General features: G+C 63.6%; 18 protein-coding genes and 1 pseudogene. 9 read left to right on the forward strand and 10 right to left on the reverse strand.

Annotated elements, in window-relative coordinates:
* Positions 1-21: 21 nt before the first annotated feature.
* Both IQ26_RS27590 and IQ26_RS27595 read right to left on the reverse strand, forming a co-directional pair.
* Positions 22-1566 carry a sugar ABC transporter ATP-binding protein gene (locus tag IQ26_RS27590; RefSeq protein ID WP_145721575.1) on the reverse strand — a complete coding sequence of 515 codons (1545 nt, stop codon included), beginning with the start codon at positions 1564-1566 and terminating at the stop codon, positions 22-24.
* 195 nt (positions 1567-1761) lie between these two features.
* Complete coding sequence (locus IQ26_RS27595) at positions 1762-2724, reverse strand: sugar-binding protein (protein WP_145721530.1); 963 nt, start codon at positions 2722-2724, stop codon at positions 1762-1764.
* A gap of 618 nt (positions 2725-3342) precedes the next feature.
* Here IQ26_RS27595 and IQ26_RS27600 point away from each other — a divergent pair.
* The 4 genes from IQ26_RS27600 to IQ26_RS27615 all read left to right on the forward strand — a co-directional run bounded on the left by IQ26_RS27600 (position 3343) and on the right by IQ26_RS27615 (position 8499).
* Positions 3343-4482: a LacI family DNA-binding transcriptional regulator gene (locus IQ26_RS27600; protein WP_162458090.1), complete on the forward strand. Its 1140-nt coding sequence runs from the start codon at positions 3343-3345 to the stop codon at positions 4480-4482.
* Positions 4483-4657: 175 nt separating this feature from the next.
* A complete protein-coding gene (locus tag IQ26_RS27605; RefSeq protein ID WP_145721531.1) occupies positions 4658-5590 on the forward strand; it encodes a polysaccharide deacetylase family protein in 933 nt (310 codons plus the stop codon).
* Between the two features lie 49 nt (positions 5591-5639).
* A complete protein-coding gene (hydA, locus tag IQ26_RS27610) occupies positions 5640-7049 on the forward strand; it encodes a dihydropyrimidinase (protein WP_145721532.1) in 1410 nt (469 codons plus the stop codon).
* An 88-nt stretch (positions 7050-7137) separates the two neighbouring features.
* The gene (locus IQ26_RS27615; protein ID WP_145721533.1) at positions 7138-8499 is read left to right on the forward strand and encodes a dihydroorotase; all 1362 of its coding nucleotides are present in this window, start codon (positions 7138-7140) and stop codon (positions 8497-8499) included.
* A gap of 24 nt (positions 8500-8523) precedes the next feature.
* Here the strand turns inward: IQ26_RS27615 and IQ26_RS27620 are convergent, their stop codons facing one another.
* On the reverse strand, positions 8524-9180 hold the full coding sequence (locus tag IQ26_RS27620) for a DUF6064 family protein (protein WP_145721534.1): 657 nt from the start codon (positions 9178-9180) through the stop codon (positions 8524-8526).
* Between the two features lie 172 nt (positions 9181-9352).
* On the opposite strand from IQ26_RS27620, the gene IQ26_RS27625 reads away from it, so the two are divergent.
* On the forward strand, positions 9353-10483 hold the full coding sequence (locus IQ26_RS27625) for an Acg family FMN-binding oxidoreductase (protein ID WP_145721535.1): 1131 nt from the start codon (positions 9353-9355) through the stop codon (positions 10481-10483).
* A 309-nt stretch (positions 10484-10792) separates the two neighbouring features.
* Complete coding sequence (locus IQ26_RS27630) at positions 10793-11869, forward strand: D-alanine--D-alanine ligase family protein (RefSeq protein WP_145721536.1); 1077 nt, start codon at positions 10793-10795, stop codon at positions 11867-11869.
* An 83-nt stretch (positions 11870-11952) separates the two neighbouring features.
* Here IQ26_RS27630 and IQ26_RS27635 read toward each other — a convergent pair whose 3' ends face one another.
* Complete coding sequence (locus IQ26_RS27635) at positions 11953-12624, reverse strand: OmpW/AlkL family protein (protein ID WP_145721537.1); 672 nt, start codon at positions 12622-12624, stop codon at positions 11953-11955.
* A gap of 488 nt (positions 12625-13112) precedes the next feature.
* Here IQ26_RS27635 and IQ26_RS27640 point away from each other — a divergent pair, with 488 nt between their 5' ends.
* Both IQ26_RS27640 and secDF read left to right on the forward strand, forming a co-directional pair.
* Positions 13113-13550, forward strand: coding sequence for a hypothetical protein (locus IQ26_RS27640; RefSeq protein WP_145721538.1), 438 nt, complete (start codon positions 13113-13115; stop codon positions 13548-13550).
* A 142-nt stretch (positions 13551-13692) separates the two neighbouring features.
* Positions 13693-16248 (forward strand): protein translocase subunit SecDF, encoded by a 2556-nt coding sequence (gene secDF, locus IQ26_RS27645; protein ID WP_145721539.1) that lies wholly within the window; start codon positions 13693-13695, stop codon positions 16246-16248.
* A gap of 39 nt (positions 16249-16287) precedes the next feature.
* Here the strand turns inward: secDF and IQ26_RS27650 are convergent, their stop codons facing one another.
* The 6 genes and pseudogenes from IQ26_RS27650 to IQ26_RS27675 form a co-directional block, all read right to left on the reverse strand.
* Positions 16288-17421, reverse strand: a complete 1134-nt coding sequence (locus tag IQ26_RS27650; RefSeq protein ID WP_145721540.1) for a cysteine desulfurase family protein — start codon at positions 17419-17421, stop codon at positions 16288-16290.
* Between the two features lie 25 nt (positions 17422-17446).
* Positions 17447-17859 (reverse strand): annotated as a pseudogene (locus IQ26_RS41625) (DsrE/DsrF/TusD sulfur relay family protein).
* Positions 17860-17880: 21 nt separating this feature from the next.
* Positions 17881-18228 carry an SHOCT domain-containing protein gene (locus IQ26_RS27660; protein ID WP_145721541.1) on the reverse strand — a complete coding sequence of 116 codons (348 nt, stop codon included), beginning with the start codon at positions 18226-18228 and terminating at the stop codon, positions 17881-17883.
* Positions 18229-18304: 76 nt separating this feature from the next.
* Positions 18305-18796, reverse strand: a complete 492-nt coding sequence (locus IQ26_RS27665; protein WP_145721542.1) for an EF-hand domain-containing protein — start codon at positions 18794-18796, stop codon at positions 18305-18307.
* A gap of 200 nt (positions 18797-18996) precedes the next feature.
* Entirely contained in the window at positions 18997-20286 is a 1290-nt protein-coding gene (locus IQ26_RS27670) for an MFS transporter (RefSeq protein ID WP_145721543.1), read from the reverse strand.
* 3 nt (positions 20287-20289) lie between these two features.
* A complete protein-coding gene (locus IQ26_RS27675) occupies positions 20290-21030 on the reverse strand; it encodes an MBL fold metallo-hydrolase (protein WP_145721544.1) in 741 nt (246 codons plus the stop codon).
* A gap of 72 nt (positions 21031-21102) precedes the next feature.
* On the opposite strand from IQ26_RS27675, the gene IQ26_RS27680 reads away from it, so the two are divergent.
* On the forward strand, positions 21103-21771 hold the full coding sequence (locus tag IQ26_RS27680; protein WP_145721545.1) for an ArsR/SmtB family transcription factor: 669 nt from the start codon (positions 21103-21105) through the stop codon (positions 21769-21771).
* Positions 21772-21788 lie beyond the last annotated feature (17 nt).

Consider the following 21788-nt stretch of genomic DNA (forward strand, 5'->3'; position numbering starts at 1 on the left):
CTTCTCCCCAATGCCAGCGAATTATTTCGGCTGTTTGCCAACCGCCAGCAGCAGCACGTTTTCCTGGCTGAACTGTTCCTTGTCGAGAATGCCTGAGATCTGGCCCTCATGCATGACGGCGATGCGGTCGGAAACCCCGATCACCTCCTCCATGTCGCTGGAGATCATCAGCACGCCGACGCCGGCGTCGGCCAGCGCCCGCATCAGTCCGTAGATTTCGGCCTTGGCGCCGATGTCGATGCCGCGTGTCGGTTCATCGAGGATCATCACCTTGGGGTTCATGGCAAGCCATTTGGCCAACACCACCTTTTGCTGGTTGCCGCCAGACAGCGTACCGGTGCGCGTCGCCACCGACGGCGCCTTGATGCCGAGATTGCTTTTCTGCTTTTCGGCGGTGGCGGCTTCGGCACGGACAGAGACCAGCGATCGCCGGGCATGCGCCGGCAGATTGGGGAGCGAAATATTCTGGGCAATCGACAAGTCTAGCAGGATGCCGGTCAGCTTGCGGTCCTCCGGGACGAGGAAGATCCCGTTGGCCACAGCGTCGGCGGCCGAGCCGAGAACCAGGTCCTTTCCATCAAGCTGCAGCGCACCGCCAAGGCTCTTCTCAATGCCGAAAAGCACACGCGCCAGTTCGGTGCGTCCCGAGCCGACAAGACCCGCAAGCCCCAGGATTTCACCATGCCTGACGCCGAGATCGACCGGCCGGTCTGGATAGGCGTTGGTGCGAATGGCCTTGGCCGACAGGGCGACGGTGCCGGGCGGGCGCGCCGATTCCGCGGCCTTCTCCCTCTCTTTCAGCATGCGGCCGATCATCAGCTTGACCATCTGGTCGTGGTTGATGGCGCTCTTCGGCAGCGTGCCGGCAAGCATGCCGTCCCGCAGCACGACGACGCGGTCGGCGACACGCTCGACCTCGTGGAGACGGTGCGAGATGAAGATGACGCTGATGCCCTCCGCCTTCAGCGCCTTGATGACGTCGAGCAGCTTGTCGGTTTCGGCAAGGGGCAGGCTCGACGTCGGTTCGTCGAGGATCACCAGCCGCGCCTCGATCGACAGCGCCTTGGCGATTTCGACCATCTGCTGCTGGGCAAGCGACAGGGCCGATACTGGCGTATCGGTCGAGAAATTGGCGCCCACGCGTTTGAGCAGCGGCGCCGCCAGCGCGCGCAGCCTGGCGCGATCGACCAGCTTGAGCGGACCGGCACGCAATGGCTCGCGCCCGAAAAAGATGTTGGCGGCGACGTCGAGATTTTCGAACAGGTTGAGTTCCTGGTGGACGAAGGCGATGCCGGAACCGATGCTGGCCTCGACGGTCAGCCCGTCATGGGCGACGCCGTCGACGGTGATCGTGCCGGTGTCGGGCGTGGTCACGCCACCGAGGATCTTCATCAGCGTCGACTTGCCGGCGCCGTTTTCGCCGACGAGGCCGATGACCTCGCCGGGCCTGACCTCCATCGAAAACCCATCCAGCGCGACCACGCCAGGGTAAGTCTTGCGCACACCCTCGAGACTGAGGAACGGGGCAATCGTGGAAGCGCCGATGGATGCGTCGGAATAATTCATCATGCCTGACAGCAGCCGGTGGGCCCTTGTTTGAGCATGATCTCCAGCGAAAACCGGTTCCCACTTTTCGCTGATGCGGACCTTCGGTTCGGGATCATGCTCGTGCCACATCTGCAGACTGACGACCCTTGGCGGGTTCGTCAATGCGAGCCGCCGGCCCGAAGCGAACCTCGAGCCGGCGCAACTGCCTTCGTCTCAATTGCCGGACATCGCCTTCAGATTGGCGGCATAGGCATCGACGTCGTCCTTGCCGATGATCTTGGTCGGCACGATGATCAGCCCGTCGGCGGGAACGCCCGACTTGTCGCCCTTGAGATAGGCGGCCATCAGTTTCATGCCCTGATAGGCCCATTCGAAGGGCTGCTGCACGACGGTGGCGGCGACGGTGCCTTCCTTGACGCCACCCAGCGTGATCGGATCGTCGTCGAAGCCCACGACGGTGATTTGGCCGAGTTTGCCGGCGTCGCGCAGGGCTTCATAGATGCGCGGCGTGTTGTAGGAATAGAAGCCGACCATGCAGGTCACGTCGGGGCTGGCGACGAGCGCGTCCTCGACGTTCTTCTTGGCGCGGGCCTGGTCGATATCGTCGCCACGCACGTCGATCAGCTCGATCTTGGTGCCGGCGAGCCCTTCCTTCATGCCCTCGATGCGCTCCTTGGCATTGTCGGCGCCGAGCAGCCCGACAAAGCCGAGGCATTTGCCGCCGTCGGGCATCGCCTTCTTGGCGATCTCGGCCGCCTGCTTGCCGGCATCGATGTTGGACGAGCCGATATAGGCGACACGCTTGGTCTGCGGTGCGTCGCTGTCGGTGGTGAACAGCGCCGTCTCCGAGGCGATCTTGTTCAGCCCGTCGGTCGAGGTCTTGGGGTCGACGGCCGAAACCATGATGGCCTTGACGCCGGCCGTCACCAGATCGTCCATCAGCCGCTGCTGGATGGCGACCGACGATTGCTCCGGATATTTGAGCTGCAGATCGTAGTCGGGCAATTCGGCCTGCGCCTTCTTGACGCCGGCTTCGGCCGCCTTCCAGAAATCGGAAGCGCCGTTGACGACGAAGGCCAGCGTCGGTTTTTCCTGGGCACGGGCAATTGCCGTGATCGTCAGGCCGAGAACCAAGGTCGCGACGGCGACGGACGCATTTCGTACAACAGATTTCATGTTCAACCTCCCGTTTGATTCAGTCATTTTCGCTGATCTGAATTTTGTCGAAGCGGCTTGGACGCCCTCCTCCTCAAGGGGTGCTGGCAGCGAAAGAACGGTGCCATTCCAGCCGCGATCTGAACTCTAGAGACTCATTGGCTGTTCGTAAATAGTCCGATTTGTCTGACATTTCCGTAGTTGTGCGGCGCTGCTCTGCCGGCCCAGGAGCCACCAATACCGCGCCACACGTTTGCTTCCGTCACGGCTCGCTCGATGCCAGGCCGGCACGACAAATTGACATTAGAACGCTTACGGATATTAGTAAATAGTATTAGTTTCCGTTGGAAGCTGATGCCGGAGGTGGAATGGTTGCCTGTGGTGTGATGCGAGAAAGAGAGGGTTCTGTCATCGACGAGACCGTCTAAAAGCTTCGAAATTTGAGTTGTGCCCCGAGAAATCGGCGTTTCAGGACCACGTCGCTCTCTTTGCGTTGATAGCCATGCGGCTGGCAGAATGATAATAATGATTAATTGAGTGTTTGTTTTATAAACGCGAGGCGCCGGACCGTCTTGTCGTCTTTAGTGACCTCTGGGACAACCTCTGATTAGACAAGCCGGGAATTTGGAACACAATGCCATGAGCGAACCGACGGACCTGCGCGGTCCTGCCCTTGAAGCCTCCAGGCGCCGAAAGCAACCGGGCAAGAACCCCAAGGGTCGCGTCACCATGACCGATATCGCCAGGGCCGCCGGCTGTTCGCAGGCCACGGTTTCGTTCGTGCTCAACAACACGCCGGGCATCAGGCTTTCGCAGCAGACCCGCGAACGGGTGATCGAGGCCGCGCGGGGTCTCGGCTATGCGCCACCAGCCTTCTCTGCTCTTCGCAGCCCTGTCGCCTCGTTCGAGGGATTGGACGGGGTGATCGGCTTCGCGGTCGATCAACTGGCGACCAGCCCCGAAGCGGTCGTCGCCATTGAAGGGGCGCGGCAGGCCTCGTGGAATGCCGGCAATGTCGTGCTCGTCGCGCAGACTTTGGGGGATTCCATCATGGAGCCGCGCGCCATTGCGGCATTGACCAAGCGAGGCATTTCGGCGCTGATCTACATGACGATCTTCACACGCGAGATCGTCGCGCCCGATTATCTCTACGGCCTCGATATCCCGGTCATCCTGCTCAATTGCTATACCGCCGACTACGCCTTCCCTGCCGTGGTGCCGAGCGAAATCGCCGGCGGGCAGAGTTCCACCCGCCACCTGATCAGCCATGGTCACCGCCGCATAGCCACGATCACTGGCGAGCCCTGGATGCAGGCAGCGCAGGACCGGCTCAAGGGCTACCGCCGGGCGCTGGCGACGGCCGACATCCCGTTCGATGCAGAGCTGGTGGTCGAGGGCGACTGGTCGGCGAGCGCCGGCTATGCCGCGACCGTCAAGCTTCTGGCGCTCAGGGACCGCCCGACCGCCATCTTCTGCCAGAATGACCGCACCGCGATCGGCTGCTACGAGGCGCTCAAGGAAGCCGGCCTGCACATCCCTGGGGATATTTCGGTCGTCGGCTATGACGACGAGGAGATCGCCCGCCACCTGTTCCCGCCTTTGACGACGTCGATCCTGCCGCATATGGCGATGGGCCAATGGGCGATCGAGCAGCTTGAGATTCCCGCACCGCCGGGCCGCGGTCGCTACCCCATCACCAAGCTCGAATGCCCGCTGGTGGAGCGGGAGTCGGTCAGTGTTGTGGCGGGTGCGCGCTCACGCGGTCCGACAGCCGGCTGAGGACCTCAGACCCCCGGCGGTGCAAACACCGTACGGTTTGCTGCCGTCTGGCTGTGGTGAAATCTTGGATCCAAGGGTACAACAAATCGGATCTCGCTCGCCGTTCTGCGCCGGCCTTCGAGCCCGACTTCCTAGCCGACATGCGGATCGGTAACCCGCCAGGAGTTGTCTTGCCATGAAGCCCCAGCATCGCCATGGCCCGCCGCGCGATTTCGTCGGTTATGGCCGGCGGCCGCCGCGGATCACCTGGCCGGACGGACGTCTGGTCGCCGTCAATCTCGTGGTCTGCTACGAGGAAGGGTCGGAATATTCGCTGTTCGAGGGCGACGACCACAGCGACGGCTGGGGCGAATATCCGTTGTCGGCGCCGGCCGGCGTCCGCGACCTCGGCACCGAAACGCATTTCGAGTATGGCAGCCGCGTCGGCATCTGGCGCATCGCCAGGCTGCTCGACCGGCACGGCGTTCAGGCAACGGTCTCAAGCTGCGCCGAGGCACTGCGGCGCAACCCGGAGGTGACGGCATGGCTGCGCCAATCGGGTCACGATCTGCTCGGTCATGGCTTGCGCTGGACCGAACAATGGACATTGAGCCGTGACGAGGAGCGCGACCATCTGCAGCGCGCCGTCGCGCTGTTCATCGAGCTGCTCGGCGAGCGCCCGATCGGCTGGAACAGCCGTTCCTTTCCCAGCGTCAACACGCGCGATCTCCTGATCGAGGAAGGCGGCTTCCTGTACGATTCGGATCCGTGCAACGACGACCTGCCCTATTTCGTGCCGGCAAAGGACGGGCGCCTGCTGATCGTCCCTTATTCCAAGACCTTGAACGACAGCCGCTATCTGGTCAGCCCCGGCTATGTGACGCCCAAGGACTTCGTCGACAATGTCGAGACCTATCTGGACTTCCTGATCAGGGAAGCCAGGGAAGAAGGTGGGCGAATGATGACGATAGCCGTCCATGCGCGATGGACCGGCCAGCCCAACAGAGCGGCGGCCCTGGAAGGCGTGATCGAGACGGTCCTATCCAGGCCGGAGGCCGCCTTCATGCGCCGCAACGACATCGCCCGGTACTGGCTGTCGTTGTTTCCGGCCGGAAGCGAAGCGCGATGAGCCAGCGCCCAACTCAGGAAGGCTTCTGGTTCGCCGATGAGGCCGAGGCATGATCGCCCAGCGCCCTCGGTTCGACCTCGTCGTGCGTGAAGGCCTGGTGGCGATCGGCGACGCCACGATGCGGGTCGACCTCGGCATCCGTGACGGGCGCATCCAGGCCATCGCGGAGCGCATCGAGGACGCCACGCAGATCGTCGATGCAAAAGGACGCCTTGTGCTGCCCGGCGGCGTCGATGCGCATTGCCACCTGGACCAGCCCAACTATGGGGCTGCCTGCGCGGACGGTTTCCGGAGCGGCACGCTGTCGGCCGCCTGTGGCGGCACGACGACGATCGTTCCGTTCGCGATGGCCTATGCTTCGGATCCACTGGCCAAGACGGTTGCCGCCTACCGTCTCAAGGCTGAAGGCCAGGCCCTGATCGACTACGCGATCCATCCGACCATACAGGCGGCGAGCGCCCAGACCCTCGAACGAGACCTGCCCGATCTGATCCGCGGCGGCTATGCCTCGCTCAAGATCTTCACGACCTATGACGATTTCCGGCTCGGTGATTCCGAGATCCTGGCTATCCTCAAGGTGGCGGCGGCGCATGGCGCGCTTGTCATGGTGCATGCGGAGAACGACGCGATCATTGCGATGCTGAAGCAGGACCTCGTGAGCCGGGGCCTTGTCGCACCCCGCTTCCACGCGAAGGCAAGACCACCGATCGCCGAAAGCGAGGCGATCCACCGCATCGCCAGCTTTGCCGAACTGACCGGCGCCGAGGTTCTGATCGTCCACGTCTCCAGCCGTGTCGGCCTCGAAGAGGTAACGCGCGCTCGCGCCAGAGGCGTCAGTATCCACGCCGAGACGTGCCCTCAATATCTGCTTCTGACCGAAGCCGACCTCGATCGCGACGGCCTCGAAGGCGCGAAATTCATGTGCAGCCCGCCGCTGCGGACAACCGACGACCAGGAGGCACTGTGGACCGGCTTGGTCGAGGGCAGCGTCGCGATCTATTCCTCCGACCATTCGCCCTATCGTCTGGCGGGACCGGACGGGAAGCTGCGGTACGGCCCGCAATCGCGTTTCGACCAGATTGCCAACGGCATGCCCGGACTGGAGCTGCGGCAGCCACTTTTGTTCAGCGAAGGTTATCTGAAGGGCCGCATAAGCCTCGCCCAGTTCATCGCGCTGAGTTCCACGAATGCCGCCGAACGGCATGGCATCGCCCCGCAGAAAGGCTCGATCGCCATCGGCGGCGATGGCGATCTGGTGATCTGGGACCAGGAACGGGAGACGACCGTCACCCGGGATCTGCTGCATGACAATACCGACCACACGCCCTATGAGGGCATGCGGATCCGAGGCTGGCCGGTAACCACCATCGCCCGCGGCGAGGTCATCGTCGACGACGGCCGCGTGCTCGGCGTCGCGGGGCGCGGCCGCTTCGTTCCGTCAAAGGCTAGGAAGGCATGATGAGCCTGCAGCGCGCCAGTGCCGCAACCTGGGAAGGCAAGCCGGCGCTGGTCGAATGCCTGACCCGCGAGGAGCGCCGTATCCCGTCATGACCACCTTCGACGTCTTGCTGCGCGGCGGCCAGGTGGTCGACACCGATGGCATTCGTCACCTGGATCTCGCTTTGAGGAACGGCAAGATAACGGCGCGCCTTACGCCGAACGAGCCGGCGGAGGCGGCACACATCGTTCGGGTGGGCGGGAGATTCCTTCTGCCAGGCCTGGTCGATGCGCATGTGCATCTGCGCGAGCCCGGCATGACCTGGAAGGAGGATTTTGCCAGCGGGACGCAAGCCGCGATCGCTGGTGGCGTCACCACCGTCCTGGTGATGCCGACCGACGAGCCATGGACCGTCTCGGCAGCCGACTTCAAGGCCAAGCGCGCGCTCGCCGAAGGCCGGATATTTTGCGATGTCGGGCTGCAGGTCGCGGTTGGCCGCGATCGCTCGGAACTGGCTGAACTCGCGAACCTTGGCGCGACCTCCTTCGAGATATTCACGTCGGACGTCCCTCCCGATTTCCTGCATGCCTCGACGGCCGACCTGCAGGCAGCCGTCGAGGCCGTCCGGGCGGCGGGCGGAATGGTCGCCATATCGCCGGGCGACCAATCCGTGCTCGATGCCGAACTCGCCCGGCTGACGGCGGGACGCAGCACGGCGGCGGATTTCGTCCGCAGCCGGCCGGGACATGCCGAGGCGCAAGGCATCGCCCGCGCTATTCTGGCCGCCGCTACGGCCGGCGCTCCGGTCCATATCCGCCAAAGCAATTCGCGCCAGGGAATGGCGGCGTATCGCCGCCTGCGCGACCTTGCCGACGTCTCCATAGAAACCAGTCCGCAATGCCTGATGTTCACGGCTTCTGACTACGAGCGGCTCGGACCAGCCGCCAAGGCGTCACCGCCCTGGCGCGACGCAGCCGACCGGGAGGCCGTGCGAGCCGCGGTTGCCGACGGCGTCATCGACATTATCGTCACCGACCATGCACCGCATCTCATGGCCGAAAAGCTGGCGCAGGCGGAGGATTTTGCCGCCGTGCCCGGCGGTTTCCCCGGCGTGCAGACCTTGCTGGCGACGCTGCTCATGCTGGTCGACGACGGTCTCATCGGCCTGTCCGACCTCGTCAGGCTAGCCGCGTCGCGCCCGGCGGAGCGCTTCGGACTCGGCTCTCACAAGGGCCGCCTGCAGGTCGGGTTCGACGCCGACGTCCTTGTTCTCGATCCGGACCGGCCGACGGTCATCCGAGGGTCCGATCAATTGAGCAAGGCCGGCTACACGCCCTTCGAGGGGCTGAGCACGTCCTTCTCCCTGGAACGCGTCTTCCTGCGCGGACAGGAAGTGCCAATGCATAAAATGTCAGGAAAAACCGGTTTCGCGGGCATGGCGCAAGGCCTTGTGGTCATGGCGGAAAGGTGAAGCATAAGCTTGCTGGGATGCCGCCTATGCCGTCCTGCGCAAATGCGCCGTGCCCCAATCGCAAAGGACAATCAGGGGGACAGCAGCAAAGCCGCTTACGAGCAGCAGCCAATCCTGTGTTATGCCAAGCATGATGGCGGCGCTTCCGCCGATCAGCGACCAGACGAAGGGGATGACCAGCAGCCAGCGGGAAAGGCGCTGCGTCGTCAGCAGGAACATGCCGAAGGTGAATATCGTCACCGGACACGGCGTCACCCCGAACATCGGCATCTCGGGATAGGTGTGTCCCGTCACCATGCCGATCACAGGATAGAGGACGGCCGCGTAAAACAGCAAAGCGGCGGCCACCCACGCGGCCGGTCCTGACCGAACGCCGAAGCGGAGCCGGTCGTGCTGGATTCCGGCATAGGCCAGGAACCCTCCCTGAAACAGGAACATGGCGCCGAAGAAATGAGCCGCCGTGTTGATCGGCGCGAAGAACAGCCCGTGATAGACAATCCCGGTCCAAACCCACATCGCCGCGAGAATGCCCGCGATGACCCGGCCAGAGGAACGGCTGGGTCGAAACAACAGGGCGACGGCGACGATGCCGAGCAGGCAGGCTGCGATCTGCAGCGGCCAGATCGCCTCGTTGTAGGTGACGAAGACGCCAAGGAATTGCTCGCGCGTGAATGGCAACATCAGCCACGGTTCCCAGCTTCCAGCACAAGAGATCAGGACTGTTTCGGCCGCGCCTTGATCTGGCGCAACCGACAGCGCCAACGGCGTTCGGTTCGCTGCCATGCGTCGAGGCCGCAAGGACGCATGATTCAGATCAAAGCCGGGCTGATCCCAGCCGTGATACGCACCCCCTATGTCCGAGGCCCATCAAAGCCGTCGTGGATTCCTGGCCGCGCTAGCCGTCGGAGGAGGGCTTGTCGCAATTGGCGGCACAACCGCGCTGGTGATGAACGCCCGAGGCCTTTCCGGGTACGAGAACGCGATCAACGCCACGTGGCGCCATACCGACAGCACCGATCTGCCGTTGTCGTCGGCCCGACAAGAGCTTGTGCGTTACGCCACCTTGGCGGCAAACAGCCATAACACTCAGCCTTGGCAATTCCGGCTCTCGGACCGCTCCATCCTCGTGCTGCCGGATCCCGGGCGTGGCTTGCGCGCTGTCGACCCCGACGATCACCATGTGTTCGCCAGCCTCGGCTGCGCCGTCGAGAATATGGTTCAAGCGGCTCGCGCATTCGGGCTTCGGGCGGCTCCGAGCTACGACGCCGACGCGCGCGGAATACGGGTCGATCTGGAGGCCGCGCCGCCCGAACGGACGGACCTGTTCGACGCCATCCCGCATCGCCAATCGACGCGCGCTCTCTATGATGGCCGATCTGTCCCGCCCGAGCATCTCCGGCTTCTGGACGCTGCCGGCAACGGTGGCGGCGTGCGGATGCTGCTTTTCACCGAGCGGCAGCAACGTGAGGACATCCTCTCCTATCTCGTCGCAGGCAACAGTGCGCAGATGGACGATGCCGCGTTTGTGGAAGAACTGAAATCGTGGATCCGATTCAGCTATGGCGACGCCCTTTCGACCCGAGACGGACTGTTTTCGAAATCCTCCGGCAATCCGGCTCTACCGGGCTGGATCGGGCGTTTGATCTTCAGCCAGGTGTTCACGAAGGACACCGAGAACAGCAAGTATGAGAGCCAGCTCAGAAGTTCGGCCGGTATTGCCGTGTTCGTCTCCGACAAGAATGAACCGGCCTACTGGGCCGAAGCCGGCCGTTGCTGCCAGCGCTTCGCCCTACAGGCGACGGCCCTTCAACTGCGGCATGCTTTCATCAATCAGCCAGTGGAGGTTCCCGCCGTGCGCGGGCAATTCGCCAGCTATCTCGGCATCGATGGCCGCCGGGCGGATCTCGTGATGAGGTTCGGCTATGGGCCCGAGCTGCCCAAATCGCTCCGCCGCCCGGTCGAGAACGTCATTCTTCGCGCGTAGGGTCGTGACGTTCTGCCCCCAGGCGCCCGCATCGGAGAACGAGCTAACGCGCTACGTACGGCCTCATCACGGTTGCGCTTCCTTTCGACCTGCTCTTGCTCCGAAACAGCTTGAAAGCGTACCGCCATTTCGTATACGGGTATACGAAATGGCGGTTGTCGATCAAGATACAGCGGATCGATGTGCCGCACTTCGGCCAATGGGAACCGCCAGAGTTGACGCTGTCGCTGCCGGCGGGGGCGATCGGCGCTGCCGCGGGATCGCAGTCGGCTACCCGGCCGCTCAAAACCGGATCATTTGGAGCTTTTCATGGCCGCTTCCTCGAACCGATTGCGTATTGCCGTGCTCTTTGGCGGACGCTCCGCCGAGCATGACGTTTCGGTGCTTTCGGCAACCAATGTCACGCGTGCGCTGGATCCCGCGAAATACGATGCCGTTCCCGTCTTCATCACACGCGAAGGACAATGGCTGCTGAGCAGCTTCGAGGATGGCACGCTGGCGAAACCTTCCAGCGGCACGGAAGTCTGCCTCGTGCCGGGCGGACAGGGACGGATGATGGCGATCCCGACCGACGGCGCGCCCTACGAACTGCCGAAGATCGGAATCCTCTTCCCGGTGCTGCACGGTCTCCATGGCGAGGACGGCGCCGTGCAGGGGCTGGCGGAGGTTGCGCGTGTGCCGCTGGCTGGCTGCGGCATCCTCGGTTCCGCGGCCGCGCTCGACAAGGACATCGCCAAGCGCCTGCTGAACGAGGCGGGCCTGCCCGTCGCGCGATCCGTCACGATCCACCACGGCGTCGCACCGGCCTTTGCGGAACTGCAGAGCGCGCTCGGGCTTCCGCTTTTTCTCAAGCCGGCGCGGCAGGGCTCCTCGGTCGGCGTCAGTAAGGTTTCGACTGAAAAAGATTACGAGGCAGCGCTCACCGAAGGCTTCAGGCACGACCGCAAACTGCTGGCCGAAGAATTCATTCGAGGCCGCGAGATCGAGTGCAGCGTGCTGGAGGATACGGAAGGCGGCCTTTTTGCTTCCCGCCCCGGCGAGATCGTGCCGGCACAGAGCCACGGCTTCTACAGCTACGACGCCAAATATATCGACGAGAACGGCGCGGTTCTGAAAGTGCCGACACAGCTGCCGGAAGAGATCGAAGGCAGTCTGCGCGCGATGGCGGCAAAGGCCTTCCGGGCGGTCGGCTGCGATGGCATGGCGCGCGTTGATTTTTTCGTCACTCCGGACATGCGCTTGCTTATCAACGAGCTCAACACCATTCCCGGGTTCACCGATATCAGCATGTATTCCAAGGCGATGGCGGCAAGCGGCGTCAGCTATTCCGAAATTATCGATCGGCTGGTGGCGCACGGGCTGGCCCGCGCTGCGCGACTGGCCTGATTCTGCCGAGCGCAAGAAACGAAAGGACGCACAAGGCGCCCCTCTGCCTCCAGGTCAGGCGGCCTGAGACCGCCGTCTCGTCGTCAGAAGCGGTAGGTGACGCCGGTGCCGATCAGCCAGGGGTTGAGCTTGGCTTTGCCCGTCAGTGCAGAGCCACCGACCGTGACGTCGTATTTGGGCTCCAGAAACAGCTTCTTCACGTCGAAATTGACGCCCCAATGTTCGTTCACCATGTAGTCGAAGCCGACCTGCAGGGCCCCGCCGAACGTGTCCTTGACATCGATGTCGTCGGCGTTGGTCGCATCCTGGCTGTAGAACATCGTGTAGGTCGCGCCGGCGCCGACATATGGCTTGAAGGCGCCGAAATTGGTGAAGTGATACTGCAGCGTGAGCGTCGGCGGCAGCACCCAGACCTTACCGATCTCGCCCAGCCCGCCTATGGTCCCTTCCCCATCGATTTTTGCATAGGTGGTGGCAAGAATGAGTTCGGCGGCGATGTTGTCGGTGAAGTAGTAGGAGATGTCGAGCTCGGGTGTCACCGTATCCGAATAAGAAAGATCCGAGCCGGGGATCCCGTTGACATAACCCGAATCTTCCGTGAGCACGCCCAGAGCGCGCAGGCGGATCTGCCACGGGCTTTTCGGCGCCGCCACGTCCACGGGTTCGAGGTCCGCCGCCACGGCCTGCTGTCCTGCCAGAAAAAGCGCGACGGCCGCCGCAATCCCCCGGGCCACGCCCAATCGGTCTGTCACCATTATGTTCTCTCCTTGAGACTCGAATATGTTGCGGCGCAACAATCGTCCCGGCGGAGAGACGCCGGTTGATCTGGATCAACTGCGGGGGAGGCAAGAAAGGGGCGGATGCCTTTCGGCTTCTGCTTGTAACAAAAATGCCACAACGGTTTGGGCGCGAAGAGCCATGGGCCGCTTGGGGACCCTTCACAGGTGCCTGGCTCGACCAGATGCGGGGGAACGCGCTCGACGCTTTCCGAAACGAAATGACAGCGACCATCAAACCCGCGTTGATATCTTCGAATCCGATCGGGGCTGGAGCGGCATCCTGCCGAGTTATGTCCAATTGATCGAGAAGCGGTAGGCGCCAATCAACCCCGGCCAACACACTTACCCCTTGAGCACGTGAAAGGTGCGCTTCAATTCGCAATGCATGTGCTATAGGCAAAGACGAGGAGTGCGGCCTGCCGCTTACCGAGCAATGAAGGCGAAGGTGCGTTTGATCACAGTTTATGAAGAGCCGTACCGGTGAGATGCGACGAATCGGTCGAAGACAGGCTGGCATGAGGCCCGGCGTTCTGCTCAGCGCGGGTGCTGGCCTGCGGCTGCTCGCTTCATTGCTCTTTTTGATCTGGACCATTCCTGCGGCAACAGCCGACCAGATCGCACAGGACCCTGCCAACGGGCAATTCGGCGCGACCGAGCCAGTCACACACCCGACTATCACCGCCCGCGGCACTGCGCGCCACGTTGGGGCTGAGACGTCCCGTTTCAAGGCGGGAACACCTGCCATTGCGGGAAACGGCAAGACCTTTTGCATTACCCCGGATTTGCGCCTGCCGCTTGAAACCGCGTCAGCCGCATCTCTTGGCATATGGTCTGAAGACAGGCCGAAACTGCCGCCGACCCTCGCCTTCGATGCTCGCGCGCCTCCGGTTCTCACGGCCTGACCTTGGCCGCGACCGCGGCCTTGACTCCCAAAACTTTCACATCGCGTTCCGTTCGGGCTCTCGTCGAGTTGCTCGCCGATCGGAACGCCAAAGCTCTTGTCGGAGGCGGTTTCCGCCCGATATGGGCTGAACGGACAAGAACATGCTGCATTTTTCGCGCTGGAAGACCATTCTGATCTGGCTGACGGTCCTGGCCGGTATCCTGTACGCAGCTCCCAACCTGGTTCCCGCCTCCACTCTGGCATCGCTGCCGAATTGGCTGCCAAAGCAGCAGCTGACGCTCGGGCTCGACCTGCAGGGCGGCTCGCACATCCTGCTCCAGATCGATCGGCAGGACCTCGCCAACGAACGCCTCGAATCGGCACGCGACGAGATCCGCACATCGCTGCGCGATACCCAGATCGGCTATACCGGGCTTACCGGCACCGCCAATTTCATCCAGGTCCGCATTCGCGACCAAGGTCAGATCGAAGCTGCGAAGAGCGCGCTCGAAAGGCTGACGCAGCCGATCTCGACCGGCCTTTTCATGAGCGGCTCCGTGACCGAGATGGAGATGGCCGAGCCGGAACCGGGCCTGCTGCGTTTTACGCTGACCGAAGCCGGGGTCGACTACAGGGTGGCCGCGGCGCTGACCCAATCGATCGAGGTTGTAAGCCGGCGCGTGAACGAGCTCGGCACGACCGAGCCGATCATCCAGCGCCAGGGATCGGACCGCATCATGGTCCAGGTGCCGGGCCTGCAGGATCCGCAGCGGCTGAAGGATATTCTCGGACAGACAGCGAAGCTGACCTTCCAGATGGTCGACCAGTCGATTCCGGTCGAGGAGGCGATCTCCGGCCGCCCGCCGGCTGGCTCGACGGTGTTGTATTCGACGGACGAGCCGCTCGTTCCCCATCTGATCGAGAACCGGATCATCGTCTCCGGCGAAAACCTCGTCGACGCGCAGGCAACCTTCGACCAGCGCACCAACGAGCCGGTGGTCTCGTTTCGCTTCGACAGCCGCGGCGCCACCCGCTTCGGTCAGGCTACTCAGGCCAATGTCGGGCGCCTGTTCGCGATCATCCTCGACAACGAGGTGATCTCCGCGCCTCAGATCCGCGAACCGATCCTGGGCGGCACCGGGCAGATATCCGGCAGTTTCACGGTGGAGAGCGCGAACGACCTCGCGGTCCTGCTGCGCGCCGGCGCACTGCCTGCCGACCTCACCATCGTCGAGGAACGCACCGTCGGTCCGAGCCTCGGCAGCGATTCGATCGAGGCGGGCCAGTTCGCGTCAATCATCGCTGGGTTCCTGGTCGTCGGCTTCATGCTGTTCGCCTATGGGCGACTGGGACTGATCGCGAATATCGCGCTCCTCGCCAACGTCGCATTGATCATCGCCGTCCTGTCCGTTCTCGGCGCGACGCTGACTCTGCCTGGCATCGCCGGCATCGTGCTGACGATGGGCATGGCGGTCGATTCCAACGTCATCATCTTCGAGCGCGTCCGCGAAGAGAGCCGCCAAGGGCGCTCGATCGTGCAGTCGATGGATTCAGGGTTCAGACAGGCGCTGGCGACGGTCGTCGACGCCAATGTGACGACGCTGATTGCCGCCGTCATCCTGTTCTTCCTCGGCTCCGGGCCGATCAAGGGGTTTGCCGTGACACTCGCCATCGGCATCGTCACCACCGTGTTCACGGCCTTCACGCTGACGCGCTGGCTGGTCGCGTTCTGGCTTCGCCGGCAGCGCCCGAAAGCGATGCCCAATGGTGTCATGCGCCTGGTGCCCGACGACACGCGCGTACCGTTCATGGCATTCCGAAAGTACGCCTTTACGCTGTCCTTGCTGTTGTCGACCGCTTCGGCCGCGCTGTTCTTTACGGTCGGCATGAACTACGGCATCGACTTCCGCGGCGGCTCGAGCATCGAGGTGCAGGCGAAGGGCCAGCAGGCCGACATCGGCGACATCCGAGAACGGCTGACGGGTCTCGAACTGGGTGAGGTGCAGGTGCAGGAGTTCGGGTCGACCCGGGATGTGCTGATCCGCATCGGCACCCAGGGGGGCGGCGACATTGCCGAACAGTCCGCCGTTGCGAAAGTGAGAAGCGCGCTCGAAAGCGACTACGAGTTCCGCCGCATCGAGGTTGTCGGTCCAACAGTGTCCTCCGAACTCGCGTTCAACGGCACAATGGGCGTGCTCGCCTCGCTGCTGGCGATGCTCGTCTATATCTGGATCAGGTTCGAGTGGCAGTTCGGGCTCGGCGCCATCATTTCGACGTTCCACGACGTGATCCTGATGGTCGGCTTCTACGTCGTCGCGGGCATAGAGTTCAATTTGACCTCGATAGCCGCGATCCTGACTATCGTTGGCTATTCCATCAACGATACGGTTGTTGTCTATGATAGGGTCCGCGAGAATCTGCGCCGCTATAAAAAGATGCCGATCGCCGAACTGCTCGACCTGTCGATGAACCAGACGCTGGCGCGAACGGTCCTGACCGGCGTGACCACGCTGTTTGCGCTGGCGGCGCTTTCGATCTGGGGCGGCGAGGTCATCCAGTCCTTCACGATCGCGATGATCTTCGGCATCCTCGCCGGGACCTATTCCTCCATCTTCGTCGCCGGACCGCTCCTGATCCTGTTCAAGCTCCGGCCGGGCGCCCTCAGTCCAGAGGAAACCACGGCGGCGAAAGAGCCGCCGGCGCGACAGGCCTTATGATGCAACGATGGGCGATGCCATCTTTTTGGGTCCGACGCTTTAACCGGTGACGGATCGGACCGTGACTGCTCGAAGCTGATCCACGATGGTGTCGATTTCAGCCTCGGTCGTGGCCCGACCAAGACTGAAGCGAACCGCACCCATGCCGATCTTCTCGGGCACGCCCATGGCCGTCAGCACTGGGGAGAGCTCGACCCGGCCGGCGTGACACGCCGAACCGATCGACGCCGCAACGCCGTCGAGACGTGAAAGCAGCTCGGCGCCGATCATGCCGACGAATGAAACACTGAGCGTGTTGGGAAGGCGATGATGAGGGTGCCCGTTGAGCGCGACCCGGTCGCCGAAGCCTTCCTGCAGCGCGTCCCAAAAGCGATCCCGCAACGCGCGGACGCGGGCCATCGGCTCCAGGTCGCTGGCGAGCGCACAGGCGGCGCCAAGGCCGACCGCGAGCAAGGCGCTCTCAGTGCCGGCGCGCCGGCCCTGTTCGTGACCCGCGCCATGGATCAGCGGCTCAAGCGTGACGCCACCGCGGACATAGAGCGCACCGACACCCTTCGGCGCGTAGAGCTTGTGGCCGGCGATGGTCAGCAGATCGACCCCAAGCGTGTCGACCTTGGTTGCAATCTTGCCGACCGACTGCGCTGCGTCGGTGTGAAATCGAACCCCATGCTCCCGCGCCATCGCACCGATCTCCTCGATCGGCTGGATCGTGCCAACCTCATTGTTGGCGTGCATGACACTGATCAGGATGGTGCGCGGCGTGATGGCACGACGCACATCCTCGGGATCGACGCGGCCCGTGCTGTCGACCGGCAGATAGGTCACTGCCGCGCCGAGCTGCTTGAGGAAACGGCAAGGAGCGAGAACGGCCGGATGCTCGACCGTGGTGGTGACGATGTGCTCGCCCTTGTGCCTCAGCGCGAAGAACGTGCCCTTGATCGCCAGGTTGTTGGCCTCGCTGCCGCCGCTCGTGAACACGATCTCGTCGGGTACACAGCCGAGCAGTCCGGCAACCTGGCTGCGGGCCTTCTCCAGCGCAGCCTTTGCCGGCGTGCTCGCCCAATGGCCGCTCGACGGATTGCCGAAAGCTTCATCCAAATATGGCCGCATGGCGGCCGTGACCGAAGGATCGATCGGCGTGCTCGCGTTGTAATCGAGATAGATCGGCGTCATGTCCGGGAGCTTCCTCAGCGGTTGGTCAGAATACCAGTACCTTGTCGGCAGCGAGCGTCACGGCAGCGAGTTCCGCCATGCTGCTGCGTCGCGCGCCAGCCATCATCTCGGTGTCAGCCAGGCCGCGCGCATCCATGCAGGTGCCGCAGAGGAACACCTGTCCCTTGCCGGCAATCACCCCCTTCAGCATGCGCTCGACATTGTAATAGCCGTCGGAGTCTTTTGGCCCGCCTTCGCGGCCACGACGGCGTCGGCCATCAGGAACACGGTGACGGCGGTTCCGGGCTCGTTCTTGAGGAGAGCAAGAGCAAGGCGCAGGCCGTTGTAGCACCGCTCGGTACCATAGGGCGGGTCATTCAGAATGAGCAGGATCTGCACAGGCGTCCTTTCTTCGGCCCTTCGACCGGGCTCCAGTCGGAAGGCGACTCCGGCAAGCATAGATCGTTCGACAAGGACGTCCTATTCGCCGAGCACGCGGCGCCGTTCCTCGAACTCGTCCTTGTCGATTTCGCCACGCGCAAAGCGCTCCTTGAGAATGTCGAGCGGTGTGCGGCCCGGCGGCGCGTGATGCGGTGGAACGGTTATCTGCCATGGCCCGCCGGCCCAGCGGGCCAGAATAACCACGGCTGCGATCAGCACGGCGAGGAAGAGGATCATGAACAGCGGTCCGAAAAACCAGCCTCCACCCCACATCATATGTTGCCCGTAAGCGTACCGGTCAGCATCTGACGGTGCCTGCGCCAACACCGCGCCAGGCGCGAGTGCGGCGCTCGCCGCCGCGAAAATCGGAATCAGAACCTTTTGCATTGACGAACTCCATCACGGTCAGCATGGTCGGTAGTGCCGCGGAGGCCGTCGCGCCCGGCGACCGGCTTGCGCGTAGCTACTCCCGCATGAATGCCTGAACCTCCTCGGGCGTTACCTTGCCGTCCTTGTCGGCGTCCACCTTGTCGAAGATTCGCTTATGGATGGCCGAGATCTCTTCGAAGGAGAGCCCGCCGTCGCCGTCCGTGTCGGCAATGGCGAACATTATCTTCATCATGTGCCCGCGCATGCGCATCATCGGCATTGCGCCCATCATGCCGGGCTGCATCATCCCGCCCATCATGTCCTGACCCATGCCCTTGCCCATCATGCCCTGGCCCATCATGCCCTGGCCCATCATTCCGGGAGGCATCATGCCGGGTTGAGCAGGCTGTGTACCTTGGTCTTGTCCCGCCGTATCTCCAGGCTCGGGAGACGGCGCCGCCTGTGCGACCGCTGTATCGGGATGGTGCGGATCGGCTGCGGCCGTTTGCGCGGCGGCTGTAGCCGTCGCGCCGGCGGCGACAGTGGCGGCGAGCGCGGCCACGCGCGTCAGTGAAATCAACGTCATGGTATCCTCCTTCGTCTCATGGGGCTCGGCAGAGCCCGTTCTAAGCTGCTGGCGGCTCTGCGGCTTCTACACGGAATGCCTTCGGCTCTTTCCGTGCGCCGGCAAACCGCCTGTCGCGGCCAATTCCAATATAAGCCACAAAGGCAGCACGGCGAGTTTGCGCCGGATCAATTGCTCGGGCAGACGATCCGCCGCCGCTGTCATGTTGTCCTCCTCGAGGACGGATGGGACGCGCGCGAGGCATCCGATTCGTTCATCACGACAGCCACGACCGCACCCGAGAGAAACGTCAGCGCGGCGATCGATGTGATCGCCCATGACAGCCCAAAACTGTCGGCGATGAGGCCGGCGGAGAGCGCACCGATCGCGTAGCCGAGATCCCGCCAGAACCGGTAGACGCTGAGCGAGCGGGCGCGCCAGGTCGGATGCGAGGCATCGGAGACGGCCGCGATCAAGCTCGGGTAGACCATCGCCGTGCCGAGGCCGAGAAGGAGGCTGCCGACGATCCACCCCTCGAACTGGCGCGTCGCCGCGGTGAGAAACAGACCGGCGGCCTGAACCCACATGCCGGCGACGATCAGGCCCTTGCGCCCCCAGCGATCGCTCAAGGGGCCTGTGACGACCTGCAAGACACCCCATGTCGCGGGATAGATCGCCTTGAGGATGCCGATGCGCTCGACACCGAGGCCGAAGGAAGCGAAGAACAATGGGAAAATGCCCCAGCTCATGCCGTCGTTGAGATTGTTGACGAGACCGGCTTGCGAAGCGGCGAACAGGTTGCGATCCTTGAACGAGGTGAGCGCGAAGACTTGCCGAAAGCTGATCGGCGCGGACTGCTGCGCGTGGGACGAAGCCTCCAGCCGAACGTGGTCCCGCGTGTCGCGCACGAGCAGGATCGACAGTCCGGCACCGAGGAGCGCATAGCCGATGCCGAGATAGATCGGCACTGGCCGAAGTCCGTATTGCGCGGCGAGATAGCCGGTCAGGAACGCCGTCACCCCGACGGCGAGATAGCCGGCGAACTCGTTGAGACCGACGGCAAGGCCGCGCGACTTCGGTCCGACGAGATCGACTTTCATGATCACGGTCATCGACCAGGCGAGCCCCTGGTTGATGCCGAGCAACGCGTTGGCCGCGATCACCCATTCCCAGGTCGGCGCCCAGATGATCATGAACGGCACCGGCAGGCCGACCAGCCATCCCAAAACGAGCACGCGCTTGCGGCCCCACGCGTCGGCAAGCTGGCCCGAGACCAGATTGGCGAGGGCCTTGACGACGCCGAAGCTGACGATGAAGGAGACGATGAGCGTCGTCGACGTGACGTGGAACTCCTCCGATCCGATCAGCGGCACCACCGTTCGTTCTATCCCGACCATGCCGCCGACAAAGGCGTTGATCACGACGAGCAGCGCGAATTGCGGCCAGTTCTCCCTAAGGCCGAGCCTGACGGGTGAACCCGCCCTGCCTGGAACTGATGCCGCTTCGTCCATGGGTCAGGCCGCCGCCGCAGCCAGGGCGGAATTGGCGGCCCGGAGCGCAGCGGCCTCGGGCGGAGCCGGCGGAATCTCGGCGAGCATGAAGCGGATGAAGGCGGCTTCGTCCTCGATCCGGAGGGCCTCGTTGTGGCGTTTCTCGAAACCGATGGTCGACCAGGGCTTGCCGCTCAGGCGCCGGCCGCAGACCGAGCCGGCATAGGCGCCGGGGAGCACCTCGACATGATCGGGAAGAGCCTTGAGCCGACCGGCGCTGCGAAAGAGATCCCTTGCGCCTTGCTCGGCGCTGACGGCGAGTTCGGTGCGGCCGAGATCGCCGACCATCAGCGTGTGGCCGGTCAGCACGAACCACGGCTCGTCGGCACGCGTGCGGTCGCTGACGAGAAGGCAGATGTGCTCCGGCGTGTGACCGGGCGTGTGCAGGACGGTTGCGGTGACGTTGCCGAGCGAGAGGACCTCTCCGTCGCGCATGCCTTTGAACGGGAACGCAACATCCGCCTCCGCCCAGAGCACGTATGCGGCGCCCGCCGCTTCGGCGAGCGCGCGGCCGGCGGAGAGATGGTCGGCATGAACATGCGTGTCGACGACGAAGTGGATGCGCATGCCGGCGGCTTCGGCGGCGCGCAGGTAGAAATCGATGTCGCCGGCCGGATCGACGACGGCTGCGGCTGCCTTGCCGCCGCAACCGAACAGGTACGAGATGCCGACTGGATCGGTGTGAAGGAATTGGCGAAGGATCATGGTCTTGCGCTCCTCGCTACGAAAGGCTAAAACATTCAATCATTCCGCTGAATGTTTCACTGAGGAGAAGCCGTGTCAAGCACCGGACCAAAACAGGCGATCTACGCGAGCCTTGCCGAAGTGGCTCAGGCGCTCGGCCATCCGCATCGGCTCGAGCTTCTGGAGCACCTCGCGCAGGGGGTGCGCAGCGTCGAGGACCTCTCCGCGCGAGCCCATCTGAGTTTCGCCAACACGTCGCGCCACCTGCAGATCCTGCGGCGGGCGCGCCTCGTCGAGACGGAGCGCCGCGGCAAGCACGTGCTCTACAGCCTCGCCGGCGACGCCGAGGTGGTGGCGCTGATCAAGGCGCTCGGCCGCGTCGGCGAGCGAAACGTGGCCGAAGTCGACCGCGTCATGGCCGACTACTTCCGCGCTCGCGATGCGATGGAGCCCGTGTCGCGAGACGACCTCGTCTCGAGGCTGCATGACGGCATGGTCACGGTTCTCGACGTGCGGCCAGAGGATGAGTTTGCGGTCGGACATCTCCCGGGCGCCCTCAACATCCCGCTGGCCGAGCTGGAGCGTCGCTTAGGCGAGCTACAGGCGGATCGGGAAGTGATCGCCTATTGCCGCGGCCCCTATTGCGTTCTCTCGTTCGAAGCGGTCGCCGCCTTGCGAGAGCGGGGCTATCTCGTCCGTCGGCTCGAGGACGGCTATCCCGAATGGAAAGCCGCCGGCCTGCCGGTCGAAACGGCCGCCTGAAACAGAACACGCGGAGC

Source organism: Mesorhizobium tianshanense (genome assembly GCF_007830515.1).
GTDB classification, from domain to species: Bacteria; Pseudomonadota; Alphaproteobacteria; order Rhizobiales; family Rhizobiaceae; genus Mesorhizobium; species Mesorhizobium tianshanense.